Origin of the sequence: Comamonas suwonensis (assembly GCF_012844455.2) — a bacterium.
Taxonomy (GTDB): domain Bacteria; phylum Pseudomonadota; class Gammaproteobacteria; order Burkholderiales; family Burkholderiaceae_C; genus Comamonas; species Comamonas suwonensis.
This window is the reverse complement of record NZ_JABBCQ020000043.1, coordinates 1-3870: the sequence shown is the minus strand read 5'-3', so window position 1 is coordinate 3870 and position 3870 is coordinate 1. Positions and strand designations below refer to the sequence as shown.

Below are 3870 nucleotides of genomic sequence, written 5' to 3'. Positions count from 1 at the left end.
ACATCTGAAGCCGCAGCATGGATGGCAGCAATGAGTCGTTCGCAGGCCCTCGCCAACGACCGCTACCGGCATGTAAACTTGCGGCCAATCTTCGTCCAGATTGCCCGGTGTCGAGTGACCGCTCCCGCCTAGAGCAGACGCTGGCTAGCGTTCGTGCCAGCGACCGCAATGGGTCGAACGGCGACAGACGCAACCGGCCAGAAGCAGTCTTTGGAGATGTTCCCGCAAGGGACTGCTTCTGGCTGTATGAGCGGTCCGTCGCCGGATGGCAGACTTGATGGGGCAGCGCGATACACCGAGGGTACCCATCAGCAGTCCTTCGTGTCCGCCAGCGATCGACCCCTCTCGGTCGTTCGGAGGCGGGACTGTGCAGTCGGAAAGAGGACGCTCAACCTTCGACACGATCGACAGTGTCGTAACCAACCCTCCCGACCGTGGATAGCTCCATTTGAACAGGGGAGGCAAGATCGACGCGCTAAGATCATGACATGATGCAGCCGCGAGGTGACGGCCCTCCAGTGGTTGCCACCTCGCCCGAACGAAAGAAGCAGGAGGGAGTAGTCATGTCGGAGATCGATGCGGAGCAGGCCCTCGAGCGCCTGATGGCGGACGACCGCCTTGTGCAGTTGTGCGAGCTGCAGAAGACCGGCGACGAGGTGCTGGACGTTATCTCCCTCTCCGAGAACCAGCACTCGGACATCCTCGCGTGGCTGCTCGACCCACGTGAAGGGCATGGCCAGGGCGACCAGATACTGCGCGATCTTCTAGTGGCCGCATCTGTGCGGTGCGCGTCGGGGGAGAGCGGCCTCGACGGTCGTGGAACGACCGCCCGCTTCTTCGGCAACTGGCCGCCATCGCGCTTGCGGACCACTGGCTTCAACGCCGCGTTCACAGCCCGTGAACTCGGGCTGAAGGCGTCCGAGCGCGTAGATCTATTCGTTATCGATCCCCAGAACAAGTTCATCCTCCTGCTCGAGAACAAGGCAGGGGCCACCCACAACGACAGACAGCTGACCGACTACCGCGACAAGTACCTGGAGTTGGTTGCCGGGAACCCGCACCTCAAGGAGTACGCCCCGATCTACCTTGCCCTCGATCGCGAATACGACGTCGACGACGACGGTGGTCGCCCCCGCGAGGATGCGTGGCTCCACCTGGGGTACGACTGGCTCAAGACATCCGCCGCCCGGGCGTTGCAGCACGTAGGCCGTGGCAATGCTTCGGCCCGACTCGTAGTGAGCTATTGCAACCGCCAGACCGACTGGTCGAGCCCCGAGAGCGAACAATGCACTGAACTGGCAGTGGCTCTGCACCACGCCTATCCCCAGGCAGTGAAGCGCCTGCTGGAGTTCTCGCATGGCCGTATTGAGCGGGAGTGGCTGACCAGCCGCCACCCCACGGCAGCTCATCTCTTCCTGCTGCAGAACAAGAGCGTTGCTTCATTGCTGCGGGAGACGAAGGGCATGGCGTCGGTGAAGGCGGCGCTTCATGGCAGTTTACCCGACTTGCCTGACGACAACATTCGTCACGCGAGGGCCTGGCTCAACATCTGCCTCGCAGGGTGGGAGCAGTACGAAGGCGAAGACTGGTGGCCGGTGTACGTAAGCGTTTGCTTCAGCGATGAGGGGAAGACACGTTACGACGCCTGGCTGGTGTGGAGCTCTCGATGGGCCCGGAGCGAAGATGAGGCGGAACGCCTGCGGATCCGGCTCATAGGCTTTGACCGCAAGTTCGGGCAGCGCAGCGGCAGCCTATGGCGTCGCGTCAGCCTTGGGAAGAACATGACCTTACCCGAGCTCGCCAGCGCCGTAAGCGACGTCAGCAGGAGATTGGACCAGACAGCCCCAAGGTGACTCTCAAGTCCTCCTCTCCACCTGCTCTTCACGGTTGCACTCCCCCATGGCACCCGCTGCGGTCCGGAGCGGGTGCTGGGCCCAAGGCCCACTGGGCTAATTAAGGCCGCTTGGCTCGGTCAGCCCTCTGAAGAACGCCGACCGGACCGGAGCCGGGGCAACTGACTGCCGACGGGCTACACGGCCTGCTGCAACTTATCGGGCACATAGCTCCTCGGTGTGGATGCGCCTGCTCTTAAAGCGGGCGTTCCCGTTCGTCCGCTCCTGCCCGAAGGCTGGCCTAGCTACTGGGGAGTACCGCGCCGCAAAGCTGACCTTCGCGGCAGCCCCTTGAGCGTCCGGTTTTGAATGGGCATTCAATGGATGCAGGCCGTCGCCAGTCGGCCAGAAACAGTCTTAAAGGCATTCGGTCAGGTGGCTGCTTCAGGCTGGTTGTAGTCGCTCGACTCAGAAATGCCAATGACTGTTGATACTCAGAGCAGTCATTGATCGCAGGCTTCTGCCGAAATCTGCGCATGGGCAAAGCAGTCCAATGTCTGTTTAGGATGGATTTGCAGTGATCCCCTGCCGCGATATCGGCCACGATAGCATTAGGTGATGAACGAGCACTACTACGACACATTGTTCTCAGCAGGCCGCGAAAAAAAGTGGACGATCTCAGCAGCAGCGGACGAAGCAGCGATGGCATTTCTTGACGGAAAGCCGATGGGGCAGGGTAGGAAAAAGTGGAGTGGCAGAGATCGACACGCAGCCTTCTGGAGCTCCGAGTTTCTGAAAGATCTACCCGCTGATGTTTGGAACCAAGAGCCCATTCGCTTAGCTCTAGCGCAGTACTTGGGACAGGATCGGGTTGCGTGTCCGGCCCTCGTGGCGCGGGTTGCCGCCATCGCTCCCGATACGCTTTTGTGGGCTGCCCGCCATTCTGGCCTCGTGATGCGACAGGATTCTTCGCGTTGGTTGGAGATCAACGAGTTGGCAGCAGATCAGCATGAGGAGCTCGCTGAGTTGAAGCGCGTGTTTCTCATACTCCGCGAAGCCCATCAGGCACGGCTTGATGAAGTGGTGCGTCTGCGCAGCCTCTTGCATGAGCTCGCTCCTGTTGATTTGCTGATCTATGCCAGCCTTTTCGCCTTTGAGCACCAAATACCAAATATGCTTGATGGCAGAGTGCCCTCGAAACCTCCTGATACTGAGGAAGCATGGGAGGCAATCGACGACATATTGGCCTGGAAACTCGCCAACTGCGATGAGGTGGACCTGCAGTTGACCGAAACATCAATCGCTTCATCATTGAGGCAGCATCTGATTCCATTTCTATTCCCGTCTGCGGAAAGGCCGCGACACGATTGTTATCAGGCGTTTCTTGCATTGCTTGGCGCACAGGTCGAGTTGAACGCATTTGCGCATAGATCTGCTGATGCCTTCAGCTACGATGACTCCATTCGGTTTGAACGATGTGGAGATCACCTTGAGATCGTCGAGGTGGATGCCGATGCCATAGCGGCGTGGCGTCGAGATGGCAAGAAGTTCGACCTTTTGCAACAGTACTGGTTGTACCGGGGCATGGATGCCCTCCTGGACGCTCCTGATCTGCTAGCCCGTGTAAACCCTGCAAACCTTGAAGCCAATCTTCAGGCTCTGGCCAAGGCGATGGGCACATGGCTTCGCTTGCAAGAAGTCTATGGCATGGCCGAGCAGCTCCGAACAGACACTGGCTCATCTGCGGTGATCTTTCATGTGCTGATAGCAACTGAACTGATGACAGCCTTTTTCATTGAAGACTACCTCCTGCCATATCAGCAGTCCCTTTCCGAGACCGGAGATTCTTTTCTCGCTTTGGGGCGGCTGGCATTTGGTGGTTTGCTTCAGCTAGACATGCAAAATCGCTTTCCTCTCACATGGTCGGATAGAGCAGCCAAAGTTGAGCGTATTAAGCCTTGGACGGCTACGGCAGAGCATCCGAGCGGCACTTCACGATCTGCAGAGGCAGTCTTGGACTTCATGACATGTGACTGGG

Annotated in this window: 2 protein-coding genes; both read left to right on the top strand. The window is 59.0% G+C overall.

Going from position 1 to position 3870, the window contains the following annotated elements; translation table 11 throughout:
• Positions 1-563: 563 nt before the first annotated feature.
• Positions 564-1853, top strand: a complete 1290-nt coding sequence (locus HF327_RS21710; protein ID WP_232096895.1) for a PDDEXK-like family protein — start codon at positions 564-566, stop codon at positions 1851-1853.
• A 597-nt stretch (positions 1854-2450) separates the two neighbouring features.
• Positions 2451-3870 (top strand): hypothetical protein (locus HF327_RS21705; protein ID WP_198462424.1); only part of this gene is annotated, 1420 nt, incomplete at its 3' end.